The organism is Enterobacter sp. Sphag1F, from assembly GCF_014193275.1.
Taxonomy (GTDB): domain Bacteria; phylum Pseudomonadota; class Gammaproteobacteria; order Enterobacterales; family Enterobacteriaceae; genus Pantoea; species Pantoea symbiotica.
In genome coordinates this window covers 345,343-358,661 of the sequence record NZ_JACHZD010000001.1, presented here as the reverse complement: position 1 = coordinate 358,661, position 13,319 = coordinate 345,343, and the positions used below count along the sequence as shown (strand labels likewise).

Sequence of the window (13,319 nt, the reverse complement as noted above, 5' to 3'; positions counted from 1 at the left end):
AGGCAAGGGCGAAAATCACAGCCCGCACGGCGAAAGCTGCTGCGGGCATTGTGCGCCGGATTGCATTATCAGTCTAAAATCCAGGTCGCGGTATCGTTAGTGCGACAAGCTTTACTGGCGCCCCCAACGGCCACACAGACCTGTTTGCTGTTGCGGCGAGGGCGCGGGCGATCGCTACGAATGGTCGCGTCATAACGGCTACTCTCTACGCCCGCTTTTGGCGGAATATAGCCAATTAACTGGCCGTTAGGCTCATCGGCCACCGCCAGCCAGCTGTGTTCAACACGTCCCAGCACTTCAAACGGTTTGGCGTTATCAAGATAGCGCACTACCTTTCCACCAAAATCAGGCGTGGTCATCACGGATGCCGCATAGAGCGCGCGATAACTCTCATTGACCGGCGTGAATTCGCCAGGTGCTGCCACCGCATGACGATGAACCAGTTGGACGCCATTCACTTCACTGGTTACCAGCGTGTCATCAGTAACGGGTGGCGGTGGCGCTTTACACGCAGCCAGACTTAACACCGCCAGCAACACAAGCACGAGACTCTTATTCACCATGATCCTCAAATTTCATCAGATTAGCTGCAGAGTAATCTGCGGCACGAGCCTTTAAGGCAGGCAGATTAGGCAGCGAGAAAGCCATCAAAAAAACAGACAGATTACAGAAAGATAGTGCTGAACTAAGTCTACCTAAGACTTTTTAGAATTCAAACCATTGCACCACGAGAAATCCCATGCTAGCGGGCGAAAAAGCAGCGCAGGACAATGATATAAAACACATAGTCACGGTGATAGATAAGCTTCGTTAATTTATTCGCTGCAGTTAGCGATGCGCGGGTGCGCAGCGGCATTTGGTCGCTGCTAGTGCCAATCGAAAATGGTAAATAAGATTAATCTATTTTTTCAGATTAAAAAAGATTGCTCAGCGAAACAATTTTCTTAAATTCGGAATTTCCGGGCAGATTTTTGCCTCTTCTAAACGCAGCACGGCATGGCTTTTGCTTAATCTTCTGTTTATTGCGCTAAACCGCTGGAGAAAGCAATGAATCGGGCTTTGAACTATCTGCGTGCCAGCCGCGCCAGCGAGATAGCCAGTTTGCAACGGCTGTTGCGAACCGGCGAACAGATTACCGCCATCAGTGAATTGATCCATGTGCTGCAGCGTGAACGTGGAGCCAGCAATATCTGGCTGTGCTCGGCTGGTCGATTGTTTGGCGAAGAGCTGGCACTGCGCGCTGCGGAAGTAGAACTGCGTGAGCAGAGTGCGATGGCGGTGCTGCCAGAAGCAGAGGCGCAGCCCGGCTATAGCCGATTTTGCATGTTGATCGCTACTGCGCTTCAGGCGCTGGACGGACTACCGGCGCTGCGTCAGCAAGTACACAGCCGCACCGTGACGCAGGCGCAGGCGATGGATGCGTTTAATCACATCATCTGCACCTTACTCAATCTGGTATTTGAAGCGGCGGATACCGCCAGTGAGCCGGACATCTCGCGTGCGTTAATCGCGCTATTTAGCTTTATGCAAGGCAAAGAGCTGGCCGGACAGGAGCGCGCCACCGGTTCGGCGGGATTCGCTGCCGGTGAATTTACCGAGACGCAACGGCAGCGTATTCAGGTGTTGATCGCTGCGCAGGAGCAAAGCTTTGCAACCTTCAGCCAGTTTTCTGATGCGGAAAATTTGCAACGCTGGCAGGCGATAGCCGATGCCGGCAGCCAGATTGAGCGGCTAAGACGCATCGCCTGCACCGGCGCACAGTGCGGTGAAAATGGTGTGTTGCAGTGGTTTAGTCTGCTTAGCTCGCGTCTCGATCAGATGAAACAGATTGAAGATACGCTGTGCGCCACGCTGATGAACCGCTGTCAGTGTGCGATTGCGGCTGCCCAGCACAGCGAACATCCGCCGATTGCCATCGGAGAAGAGGCCAGTTTTTCGCTCTATGTCGCGGGTGCCAGCTGGCTGTCAGGCGCTGAAACCACGCTGGACAGCAATGGCCTCGCGCCCCAACTCGGGCGTTCGGTGCTGGCGTTGATCCGTGAGCAGTCGCAGCGTCTGCAGACGCAGGCTGATGAACTCGCCTCGATGCGCGCTTCACTGGATGAACGCAAAATTATCGATCAGGCGAAAAGCTGGTTGATGCAACAGCACGGTTTCAGCGAGCAGGATGCGTGGCAGGCGCTGCGTAAAAGCGCCATGAACCAGAACAAACGGGTGCTGGAAATTGCCCAGGCGGTGCTGGCGGTTGCCGCCACGCTCAAGGCATAACCCGAAGGAGGTAGCTGCACAAACCCTGTGCGTAGGGTGCGTCAGCGCAGTGCAAAAATGACGCACCCTCAGCGCATTTGTAGCGCCAGCCTTGATAAATCGGCCTGATATTTTTGGCACAGGCTTTGCAATACCTTACAGACATTGCGCATTTGTTTCGCCAACGGCGGTGAAGCGAGTGCTTTGGATAAAGGCGTCCGGCCCCATGTTTTTCGACATGCGGGAGGACGCCTTTTTTTATTCTTTTTTTTCAGGATGCGCATGATGAGCAAAACGCGGTTCAAGTTGTCACGACGTCAATTTCTCCTGGGTAGCGCGGTGGTCGGTGGCAGCTATTTACTGCCGGGATTACGCAATGCGGTGTGGGCTGCCGGTTCCGACGCGCCCGAAAAGAGCAACATTCGCGTCGGCTTTATTCCGCTCACCGACTGCGCGCCGGTGGTGATGGCGTCAGTAAAAGGCTTTGATAAAAAATACGGCCTGACGTTGCAACCGAGTAAAGAAGCCAGCTGGGCGGCGGTACGCGACAAACTCACCGCAGGCGAGCTGGATGCAGCGCACGCGTTGTACGGCATGATTTATGGTCTGCAGTTGGGCATTGCCGGACCTCAACATGAGATGGCTAACCTGATGACGCTCAACAACAACGGGCAGGCCATCACTCTGGCGAATCAGCTTAAAGATCAGAAAGTCACCGATGCCGCCAGCCTGCAAAAGTTAATCGCCAGTCAAGCCAAAGGCAGCTTTACCTTCGCGCATACCTTCCCAACCAGTACGCACGCCATGTGGCTCTATTACTGGCTGGCCAACGCTGGAATCGACCCGTTTGAGGATGTGCGTACCGTGGTGGTCCCGCCACCGCAAATGGTGATGAACATGAAGATGGGCAACATGAGTGGCTTCTGCGTGGGCGAGCCGTGGAATCAGCGCGCCATCAGCGACAACATCGGTTTTACCGCCGCGACCACGCAGCAAATCTGGCCGGATCATCCCGAAAAAATTCTCGCCACGCGCGCCGCCTGGGTGCAAGAGAACCCGAATACCGCACGAGCGCTGACCGCCGCCGTGCTGGAAGCCGCGCGCTGGATCGATGCCTCCGACGATAACCGCAAAGAGACCGCGCAGGTGCTGGCTGGGCGCGCGTGGATCAACACCAAAGTGGAAACGCTGGAAGGGCGCATGCTCGGTCAGTACGAAAACGGGCTCGGTCAGCGCTGGCAGGACGCGCACGGTATGCACTTCTTCCGCGACGGTGAAGTGAGCTTCCCATGGATTTCCGACGGCATGTGGTTCCTGACGCAAATGAAACGCTGGGGCATGGTGCAAACCGCGCCTGATTACGCAGCAGTGGCGCGTCAGATCAACCGTATCGATATATACAAACAGGCCGCCAGCGCGGTGGGCGGCATTAGCGTCCCAGCCGGCGAGATGCGCAGCAGCACGCTGTTCGACGGCAAAGTGTGGGACGGCAGCAATCCCGCCGCTTATGCCGACAGTTTTGCCCTTAAACGCAGTTAAGTGAGGTCATGATGAAATCTGAAGCACGCACGCTCAACGCCGCGCCGATCGCCGCGCAACCCGCGCAGGTGATTGCGCTCAAGGTGACGCCCGCACCGCGTCGAGGTCAACGCTGGCTCCGTCCTCTGTTGCAGCGGCTAATCCCCGCCAGTTGCGGCCTGATTTTGCTGCTGTTTGTCTGGCAACTGGCCTCAATGTCTAGCAAAGGCTTCCCCACGCCGTACGCCACCTGGCAAGCCGCCGTCACGCTGTTTGCCGATCCGTTTTACAACAACGGCCCCAACGATCAGGGCATCGGCTGGAACGTGGTCGCCTCGCTGCAACGGGTGGCAATCGGCTTTGGTCTGGCGGCGCTGGTGGGCATTCCCGCCGGATTCCTGATTGGCCGTTTTAGCTTTATCGCGCACATGCTCAACCCGATCATCGCGTTGCTGCGCCCGGTCAGTCCACTTGCCTGGTTACCAATTGGCCTGCTGCTGTTCCAGCGCGCTGAACCGGCATCAAGCTGGACCATTTTCATCTGCTCCATCTGGCCGATGGTGATCAACACCGCCGAAGGCGTACAGCGTATTCCGCAGGATTACCTCAACGTGGCGCGCGTGCTGCGGCTCAGTGAGTGGACAGTGATGCGCCGCATTCTGTTCCCGGCGGTGCTGCCTGCAGTGTTAACCGGCATGCGTTTGTCGATGGGCATCGCGTGGCTGGTGATTGTCGCCGCGGAAATGCTCACCGGGGGGCTCGGTATCGGTTTCTGGATCTGGAACGAGTGGAACAACCTCAATGTGGAAAACATCCTGATCGCCATCGTGGTGATCGGCGTGGTCGGGTTACTGCTCGAACAGGCGCTGATGTTACTGGCACGCCGCTTTAGCTGGGAAAAATAAGGGCATCCGACGCCTTTGTAGGGTTGCCATTTATGGCGACCGAAAACTCAGAATCACCGGGAATTGAAAAATGAATCCAATTATTCGCGTACAGCAGATCAGCCAGCGCTTCAATACCGCAGGCGGCGAGTTCCTCGCCCTCGATAACGTCAGTTTTGATATCCATGAAGGTGAAACGCTCAGCCTGATTGGCCACTCCGGCTGCGGAAAGTCCACGCTTCTCAATCTGATCGCCGGGCTAACACAGCCGAGTAGCGGCGTGTTGCTGTGTGACAACCGCGAAATCAGCGGTCCCGGTCCGGAGCGTGCGGTGGTGTTCCAGAACCATTCGTTGCTGCCGTGGCTGACCGCCTACCAAAACGTGGAGCTGGCGGTGCAGCAAGTGTTCAAAGGAAAGATGAGCAAAAGCGAGATGAGCGAGTGGATCGAACACAACCTCAATCGCGTGCAGATGAGTCACGCGTTGCATAAGCGTCCGTCGGAGATCTCCGGGGGCATGAAGCAGCGTGTCGGCATTGCGCGTGCGCTGGCCATGCAGCCGCGTGTGCTGCTGCTGGATGAACCGTTCGGCGCGCTGGATGCACTGACGCGCGCTCATCTGCAAGACAGCGTGATGCGCATCCAGCAGGAGCTCAACACCACCATTGTGCTGATTACGCACGATGTCGATGAGGCGGTGTTGCTGTCGGATCGCGTGCTGATGATGACCAACGGCCCAGCCGCGCAGGTCGGTGACATCCTCAACATCGACCTGCTGCGTCCACGTTCACGGGTAGCGCTGGCCGACGAGCCGCGTTATCACCAGCTGCGCCAACGGATTCTGCATTTCCTTTATGAAAAGCAAACGGCTGTGGCGTAAGGGGACAACCATGGTGCAGCGACTGGTAGTGATCGGTAACGGCATGGCGGCGATGCACATGGTGGAAACCTTGCTGCAACGTGCGCCGGGTCGCTACGCCATCACGGTGATTGGCCGTGAGCTGCACGGCAATTACAACCGGGTACTGCTGTCGCCGGTGCTGGCGGGCGAAAAAGCCTTTGCTGACACGGTGCTCCACGCGCCCGAATGGTATGCGGCACATCAGGTGCAACTGCTGATGGGTGAAGAAGCGCTGCAGGTGGATATCCCTGCGCGCACAGTGCAAACCGACCAGCGCACCCTGCACTGGGACAAGCTGGTGTTCGCCTGCGGTTCCCAGCCGCGCATGCCGGATCTGCCCGGCATCCATCGCCCTCAGGTGCAGGGTTTTCGCACGGTGCGAGACGTGGAAACCATGCTCGCGCAGCAAGGTCCGGTGGTGGTGCTGGGCGGGGGATTTATTGGCGTGGAAGCTGCAGCGGCGCTGCGTCAGCGTGGACGTGACGTCACGCTGCTGCATCATCGCCCGTGGTTGCTTGACCGCCAACTGGATGCCAAAGCGGGTGCGCTGTTGCAGCAGCATCTGACACAGCGCGGTATTCGCTGTCGGCTCGGCGTCTCTTTGCAGTCCATTGACGCGAAAAGCGTCACGCTCAGCGATGGTGCGGTTATCGCGGCGGAACAGGTGGTGATCGCCATCGGCGTGCTGCCGGAGATCGCGCTGGCGCAGGCGGCGGGCGTGCCTTGTCAGCGCGGCATTCTGGTAAACCGCCAACTGCAAACCGCGCTACCGCATGTGTATGCGCTCGGCGAGTGCTGCGAAATCAGCGGAGAAACCTTTGGCTTGATTGCGCCTTGTCTGGCGCAGGCCGCCGTGCTGGCAGCACAACTGGCGGGTGAACCCGTGGCCGACTTTCACTATCAGGAAAACGGTACGCGGCTGAAAGTCAGCGGCATTGAGATGTTCAGTGCGGGCGATATCAGCGAAGGCGACGCCATCAGTAGCTTTGACCCGCTGCACCAGCACTATCGCCGTCTATTTTTGCGCAATGGCGCACTGCGCGGCGTGCTGCTGTTTGGCGACAGCCAGGCGGCAGGCACGCTGCTACCACAACTTCAACAGGCCGCGCAGGTGGGCATTAACGCGCTGTTCGGTCTTGACGACAACACAAAGCAGCCAAGCGCTGCAGGAAGCCAGATGATGAGCAAACCTCTTCTCGCCGTGGTTGGACACGGCATGGTCAGCCACCATTTTCTTGAACAGCTGGTGAGTCGTGAACTGCATCAGCACTATCACATCGTGGTGTACGGCGATGAGCCGCAGATGGCCTACGATCGCGTGCATCTTACCGAATACTTCAACGGCAAAAGCGCGGACGATTTGTCACTGGTCAGCGATAACTTCTTTCAGCAACACGGCATCGAACTGCGCAGCGGTTGTGAAGTGGTGGCAATTGACAGTGCAAAACGCAGCCTGCGTGATGCCAGCGGCGCGGAATTGAGCTGGGATAAACTGGTGCTGGCGACTGGCTCGGTGCCGTTTGTACCGCCGGTTCCCGGCCACGATCACGCGCGTTGTTTTGTATACCGCACACTGGCCGATCTGGATGCGATTGCTGATTGTGCCAGAAAGGCGACGCGCGGGGTGGTGATTGGAGGCGGGCTGCTCGGACTGGAAGCCGCCAACGCATTGAAACAGCTCGGTCTGGAAACCCATGTGGTGGAGTTCGCGCCGCGTCTTATGGCGGTGCAATTGGATGACGGCGGCGCGCAGATGCTGCGCGGCAAAATCAGCGCGCTGGGCGTACAAGTTCATACCAGCAAGCAAACTGAAGCGATTGAAAGCCTGCCGGATGGCAGCCTGCAGCTGCGTTTTGCCGATGGCAGCCTGCTGGCAACGGACCTGCTGGTATTTTCAGCCGGCATCCGTCCGCGCGATGCACTGGCGCGCGCCGCTGGATTGCAACTGGGCGAACGCGGCGGCATTCTGATCAACGACGCTTGCGCCACCAGCGCCGCAGATGTCTATGCGATTGGCGAATGCGCGCTGTGGCAAGGGCAAATTTTCGGTTTGGTTGCGCCGGGATATCAAATGGCGCGCGTACTGGCGGCGCAGCTGGCACATGAAGAGCTGGCGTTCAGCGGTGCCGACATGAGCACCAAACTGAAGCTGCTCGGCGTGGAAGTGGCGTCATTTGGCGATGCGCACGGGCGCACCGCTGACAGCCAAAGTTATCAGTGGATCGATAATCCAAAGGGCATCTACAAAAAACTGGTGGTGTGCAAAGATCGCAAAACGCTGCTTGGCGGCGTGCTGGTGGGCGACAGCGCAGATTACGCCAGCCTGCTGCAGATGATGCTAAATCAGTTACCGCTACCGGAAGAGCCAGAGAGCCTGATTTTGCCGCAGTTAGCGGGAGCGCCGGCTAAAGCGCTGGGTGTCGCAGCGTTGCCAGACAGCGCGCAAATCTGCTCGTGCCATAACGTCAGCAAGGCGGACATTTGCGGGGCAGTGCAGGGCGGCTGCGGTGACATGGCGGCGATCAAAAGCTGCACCAAAGCGGCGACCGGCTGCGGTGGGTGCAGCGCATTAGTCAAACAGGTGATGGAGTTCCAGCTCGCCAGTCAGGGCGTGGAAGTGAAAAAGGATATCTGCGAACACTTTGCCTACTCGCGTCAGGAGCTGTATCACCTGATCCGCGTCGGCAACATCACCACCTTCGAGCAGCTATTGCAGCTCAACGGACGCGGACAGGGCTGTGAAGTGTGCAAACCGCTGGTGGGATCATTGCTGGCATCATGCTGGAATGACTACTTACTTAAGCCCGAACATCTGCCGCTGCAGGATACTAACGATCGCTACTTCGCCAACATCCAGAAAGATGGCACCTATTCGGTGGTACCCCGTGTGCCAGCCGGTGAAATTACGCCGCAAGGGCTAATTGCGATTGGTGAAGTAGCAGCCCGTTACGATCTCTACACCAAAATCACCGGCGGTCAGCGCATCGATCTTTTCGGTGCGCGGCTCGATCAGCTACCGGATATCTGGGAACGCCTGATCGCGGCGGGTTTTGAAACCGGTCACGCCTACGGCAAATCGCTGCGCACGGTAAAATCCTGCGTAGGCTCAACCTGGTGCCGCTACGGCGTGCAGGATTCCACCGCCTTCGCCATCGCATTAGAGAATCGCTACAAAGGGCTGCGCGCCCCGCACAAAATCAAAATGGCGGTTTCTGGCTGCACGCGGGAATGCGCCGAAGCGCAGAGCAAGGACATTGGCGTAATCGCCACGGAAAAAGGCTGGAACCTGTATGTCTGCGGCAACGGCGGGATGAAACCGCGCCATGCCGATCTGTTCGCCAGCGATCTCGATGATGAAACCCTGCTGCGCTACGTTGACCGCATCTTGATGTTCTATGTGCGCACCGCCGATCGTCTGCAGCGCACCAGCGTGTGGATGGATAACATGGAAGGCGGACTCGACTACCTGCGTCAGGTGGTGATCGAGGATTCACTCGGCATGGCCGCGCAACTTGAGCAGGAGATGCAGCGCGTGGTGGATCGCTATCAGTGCGAATGGCACAGCACGCTGCAGGATCCTACACGTCGCGCCTTGTTTACCGCCACCGTCAACAGCGAGCAGCCTGACGAGACGCTCAACTATGTGCAGGTGCGCGGTCAGCGTCAGCCCGCGACGGCGGACAGCATTCCGGTCACTACGTTGCCGGCAGAACCCTGGAGTGCCATTTGCCATGTCGACGCCATCCCGCCGTCTGCGGGCATGGGGGCGCGGCTGGGCGGCCAGCGTGTGGCCTTGTTCCGCTTGGGCGAGGCGATTTATGCGCTGGAAGATATTGAGCCCGGCACGCAAGCCAGCGTGCTGTCGCGCGGCATTCTCGGCGACGTTGCGGGCGAGCCGGTGGTGATTTCACCGCTTTACAAGCAGCGCGTGCGGCTGCGCGACGGACAAAGTCTCGATAACGCCGAGCATCAGCTGCGCTGCTGGCCGGTGCGCGTGGAGGGCGGCAAAGTGTGGCTCGGGCATCAGCCGATTATTGCGCTGGCGGCGGCCTCATGAAAACCACCTGTCCGTACTGCGGCGTTGGCTGTGGGGTGGAGGTGAAAGCCCTGGATGCGGCGGTGAGCGGCGACCGCCAGCATCCGGCTAATTTCGGTCGGCTGTGCGTTAAGGGTTCGGCGCTGGGCGAGACCCTGACGCATGAAGGTCGTTTGCTCTGGCCGCAGATTGATGGTCAGCGCGTCAGTATCGATGCCGCACTGGACCACGTGGCGGCAGGTTTCCGGCGCATCATCGATCAACATGGGCCGCAGGCGGTGGCCTTTTACGGCTCCGGTCAACTGTTGACGGAGGATTATTACACCGCCAATAAGCTGATGAAGGGCTTTATTGGCTCTGCCAACATCGATACCAATTCACGGCTGTGTATGGCTTCGGCGGTGGTGGGCTACAAACGCGCTTTCGGTGCCGATGCGGTGCCGTGCTGCTATGACGATCTTGAACAGGCCGATGTCGTGGTGTTAGTCGGCTCCAATGCAGCATGGGCACATCCGGTGGCGTGGCAGCGGCTGGTGCAAGCCAAAGCCGAACGTCCTGAGGTGCAGCTGGTGGTGATCGATCCGCGTCGTACTGCCAGCTGTGACCTTGCCGATCTGCATCTGGCGCTGCGACCGGGATCTGATAGCGCGCTGTTTGCCGGGCTGCTGAACTGGCTGGCGCGCAATGCGGGTATCGATACCAGTATGTTGCCGCATCTGGCCAATGTGGAGGCGACCTTAGCGGCCTGTGAGGCGTGGGATGTGGCGGCGGTCGCCGCTGCCTGCCAGTTGAGTGAGCATGACATTATGGCGTTCTGGCAGCTGTTCGCCGCGCAGCCGCGCGTGCTGACGCTGTGGTGCATGGGCATCAATCAGTCACAAACCGGTAGCGATAACAACAACGCCATCCTCAATGCGCATCTGCTGAGCGGCAAAATCGGCCGTGCGGGCTGTGGACCTTTTTCGCTGACCGGACAGCCCAACGCCATGGGCGGCCGTGAAGTGGGCGGCTTAGCCAATCAACTGGCGGCGCACATGGGCTTTAGCGCAGCAGAAGTTGATCGTGTGGCGCGCTTTTGGGGGAGCGATCGTGTTGCGCAGCAGCCGGGACTGACGGCGGTAAATCTGTTCAACGCCATCGAACGCGGCGACGTCAAAGCGGTGTGGATCATGGGTACCAATCCCGCCGTTTCGATGCCGGAAGGTAACCGGGTGGCGCAGGCGCTGGCGAAATGCGATCTGGTGGTGGTGTCGGAAGTCAGCGCCCACAGCGACACGGCACAGTTCGCTGACGTGCTACTTCCGGCGCAGGCGTGGGGTGAGAAAAACGGCACCGTAACCAACTCGGAGCGGCGTATCTCACGCCAGCGCAGTTTTACCGCGCCAGCCGGTGAGGCCAAAGCGGATTGGTGGCTGCTGGCGCAGGTGGCGCAGCGGCTCGGTTTTGGCGCGGCCTTTGCCTGGCAGCATCCATGCGAGATTTTCGCCGAGCATGCCGCGCTGTCCGGTTTTGAGAATCGCGGCACGCGCGCCTTTGATATCAGCGCGCTGGCAACCATCACGCGTGAGCAATATGACCAGTTAGCGCCGGTGCAGTGGCCGATTACTGCCGCGTCACCTAACGGCACCGCGCGGCTGTTTGCCGATCGCCGCTTTTACCATGCCGATGGCAAAGCGCGTCTGCTGCCGCCCGCGATGCCGATTAAAACCCTCACGACCACGGATTATCCGCTGCTGATGAACACTGGCCGCATCCGCGATCAGTGGCACACCATGACGCGCACCGGCAACGTGCCGCGCCTGATGCAGCATTACGATGAACCCTTTGTCGCGCTAAATCCGCTGGATGCGGCGGCCCACGGCTTGAGTCACGGCGATGTGACGCGCGTGCAGTCGGCGCTGGGCTGGTGCAGCGGACGCGTCACCCTCGACAGCGGCCTGCAGCGTGGGCAACTCTTTGTGCCAATGCACTGGACAAGGCAGTTCAGCGGGCAGGCCAACGTCGATGGCTTAGTGGCGGCTACCTGTTGTCCCGATTCCGCTCAGCCAGCGTTAAAACAAACAGCGGTGCGTTTGCAACCTGTGCGTCCGACGTGGCAAGGCTGGCTGTGGCTGCCGGACATCATCACGCCGCCTGCATTACTTTACTGGTCGCGTGCGCCACAGCCCGGCGTTCAGCGCTATGTGCTGGCGGGCAACGCTCACGCTGGCGAATGGCTGATGCAACTGCCGGGCATGTCCGCATTGCAATGGCAGCAGGCGCAGGCGGGACAGCAATTGTACTGGCTTGGCTGGCGCGAGGGTAAGTTGGCATGCGCCTTCTATGCCGCCCCTTGGCTGCCGGACATCGATCACCCCTTTATCGCGCAGGCCTTTAGCCAGCCGCCCGATTCGCCGCAGCAGCGACATGCGCTGTTAGGCGGACGACCGACGCAGGGCGGCAGCCACGGACGAACCCTTTGCAGCTGCTTTGGCGTCGGAGAAGTGGCGATTCGCCGGGCCATCGCCGAGGGCTGTGATTCCCCGGCGGCGCTCGGCGCGGTGTTGAAATGCGGCACCAACTGTGGCTCCTGTATTCCGGAGCTCAAACAACTGCTCTCATCTCTGCGCGTGGCGCAGTAACGGAAAACATCATGACGCAAGCCAGTGAATCCCTCGATAAGCTGTTTAATCCGCGTGACGGCGAACAAGCGCAAGGTTGCGTCTGGCTGGTTGGGGCTGGGCCGGGTGACGTAGAACTGCTCACCTTAAAAGCCTGGCGGTTGATCAACAGCGCTGATGTGGTGGTATATGACCGGTTAGTGAGCGAGGCGATCATGGCGGAAGTGCCGCCGGAGACGCTGGCGATTGATGTCGGCAAGAAACCCGGCAGCCACGGTTTGAAGCAGGCGCAAATTAATCAGCTGCTGGTGGATTTAGCCCGCAGCGGGCGGCAAGTGGTGCGGCTCAAAGGCGGCGATCCCTTTATTTTCGGGCGCGGCGGTGAAGAGATGCTCTATCTGCAACAGGCGGGAATTACCTGCCAGATCGTGCCGGGTATTACCGCCGCCGCCGGATGCGCGGCAGCCAGTGGCATTCCGCTAACGCACCGCGATTGCGCACAGTCGCTGCGGTTAATTACCGGTCACGGCAAAAGCGGTGAACCGCAGCTGGATGATGCCAGCCTCGCCGCCGATAACCAGACGCTGGTGTTTTATATGGGGCTGAAGTGGAGCGCCAGCATCAGCGCACAGCTGCAGGCGCAGGGCCGCAGCGCGCAGACGCCGGTAGCGATTATTGAGAACGGCACGCGCGTCGATCAGCGGGTGATGATCACCACGCTGGCTGAGCTGGCGCATACCGTTGAGGTGCAACAAGCGCAATCACCGGCGTTATTGTTGGTTGGTGACGTGGTGCGCTTTTATCGCCATCCGGTCAGCATTAACGCACATTCGAGTAGGGTAGCGGCGCCATTTATTGCGTAATGCTGTATCTGTGCGGGCGCTGACACGTCTGCTGCGTCACGGGCCGTCCTCGCGCCGCTTGCGCGGTGCCTTCGGCTTCCACGTCGTGCCAACGGACCGTTCGGGGATCGGCCGTCCTGGCCGGCCCCGAACTGCCTCACACATCCATGCGTGAGGCTCCTGGCCCAACGTAAAAGCCTCAGCGCTGCGAATGCCCCTTTGCCGCAGCAGACGTGCCAGCGCCTGCAAAAAATGAGCCCTTTTTAACAACATGCACGTCAGTTAAGCATC

8 protein-coding genes are annotated in these 13,319 nt (G+C 59.2%); 7 read left to right on the top strand and 1 reads right to left on the bottom strand.

Features of this window, described 5'->3' with window-relative positions; genetic code table 11:
- Positions 1-68 precede the first annotated feature (68 nt).
- Positions 69-560 carry a hypothetical protein gene (locus tag FHW71_RS01630; protein ID WP_091003328.1) on the bottom strand — a complete coding sequence of 164 codons (492 nt, stop codon included), beginning with the start codon at positions 558-560 and terminating at the stop codon, positions 69-71.
- Between the two features lie 487 nt (positions 561-1,047).
- Between FHW71_RS01630 and FHW71_RS01625 the strand changes: the two genes are divergently transcribed.
- From FHW71_RS01625 to cobA, 7 genes are all read left to right on the top strand, one after another.
- Entirely contained in the window at positions 1,048-2,268 is a 1,221-nt protein-coding gene (locus FHW71_RS01625) for a nitrate regulatory protein (RefSeq protein ID WP_179450552.1), read from the top strand.
- Positions 2,269-2,532: 264 nt separating this feature from the next.
- Complete coding sequence (locus tag FHW71_RS01620; RefSeq protein ID WP_179450554.1) at positions 2,533-3,786, top strand: CmpA/NrtA family ABC transporter substrate-binding protein; 1,254 nt, start codon at positions 2,533-2,535, stop codon at positions 3,784-3,786.
- 11 nt (positions 3,787-3,797) lie between these two features.
- The gene (gene ntrB, locus FHW71_RS01615) at positions 3,798-4,670 is read left to right on the top strand and encodes a nitrate ABC transporter permease (protein WP_154181720.1); all 873 of its coding nucleotides are present in this window, start codon (positions 3,798-3,800) and stop codon (positions 4,668-4,670) included.
- 70 nt (positions 4,671-4,740) lie between these two features.
- Positions 4,741-5,529 carry an ABC transporter ATP-binding protein gene (locus FHW71_RS01610; protein WP_179450556.1) on the top strand — a complete coding sequence of 263 codons (789 nt, stop codon included), beginning with the start codon at positions 4,741-4,743 and terminating at the stop codon, positions 5,527-5,529.
- Between the two features lie 10 nt (positions 5,530-5,539).
- The gene (gene nirB, locus FHW71_RS01605; RefSeq protein ID WP_179450558.1) at positions 5,540-9,607 is read left to right on the top strand and encodes a nitrite reductase large subunit NirB; all 4,068 of its coding nucleotides are present in this window, start codon (positions 5,540-5,542) and stop codon (positions 9,605-9,607) included.
- Positions 9,604-12,207, top strand: coding sequence for a nitrate reductase (locus FHW71_RS01600; RefSeq protein ID WP_179450560.1), 2,604 nt, complete (start codon positions 9,604-9,606; stop codon positions 12,205-12,207). The genes nirB and FHW71_RS01600 overlap by 4 nt, the downstream gene beginning before the upstream one ends.
- A gap of 11 nt (positions 12,208-12,218) precedes the next feature.
- A complete protein-coding gene (cobA, locus tag FHW71_RS01595) occupies positions 12,219-13,049 on the top strand; it encodes a uroporphyrinogen-III C-methyltransferase (RefSeq protein WP_179450562.1) in 831 nt (276 codons plus the stop codon).
- Positions 13,050-13,319: the final 270 nt, after the last annotated feature.